The organism is Gillisia marina (assembly GCF_000258765.1).
GTDB classification, from domain to species: domain Bacteria; phylum Bacteroidota; class Bacteroidia; order Flavobacteriales; family Flavobacteriaceae; genus Gillisia; species Gillisia marina.
The window spans coordinates 1-815 of record NZ_AJLT01000110.1; the positions used below are offsets into that span (position 1 = coordinate 1).

Below are 815 nucleotides of genomic sequence, written 5' to 3' on the forward strand. Positions count from 1 at the left end.
GATGATATCTTTTATGCCAATGCAGCCTATTATACTAAAATATCAGACAGAGCTGCAATAAGTGGTTCCCTCTCGTATTTTAATTTTGGGAATGTAGACCTGGAAGAAGAAGTAGGAGATCAGATCATCACCCAAGGTAGTTTTGTGCCTAATGAATTTGCACTGGATTTCTCTTATAGCTTAAAGCTGAACGATAAATTTGGAATGGCCGTTACCGCTAGATATATTAGATCGGACATTACCGATAGTCAGGCCAATACAATGGTGGAACTAAAAACGGGACAGGCCATTAGTGCCGATGTTTCCGGATTCTATTCTTCTATGCCAATGGATCAGCATGTAAACAGATGGACTGCAGGATTCAATTTAAAGAATGTAGGATCTAAGTTAAAATACTCAAACGAGTCGGGATTTGATTATGCATTACCAACTTCGCTGAAAGTAGGAGGAGGGTATCATATTGCGACCTCTACCAAAGATTATGTTTCTTTTTATGCGGAAGCTTTAAAGTATTTGGTACCGGCTACAGATGATAACAGAAACATCCCGGATGATTCTGCCATCGGTGGGATCTTTAATTCTTTCACTGATGCACCCGATGGATTTTCTGAAGAATTAAGAGAAGTGATCTTTACATTGGGAGGAGAACTTAACTTCAACCAGAACTTTACGATCAGAACGGGATTTGTTACTCAAAGCCGTGAGAAAGGATACAGGAATCATGTTACTTTTGGCGCCGGACTTTTATGGAATAATTTTATGTTCGATTTTGCGTATCAGAGTCCTGTTTCGAGTTATATCAATTTCGATAATGA

1 protein-coding gene is annotated in these 815 nt (G+C 38.9%); it reads left to right on the forward strand.

The genetic code is table 11. From position 1 onward, the window contains the following. A partial coding sequence (porV, locus tag ON07_RS13905) for a type IX secretion system outer membrane channel protein PorV (protein WP_010232763.1) occupies window positions 1-815 on the forward strand: 815 nt, incomplete at both ends.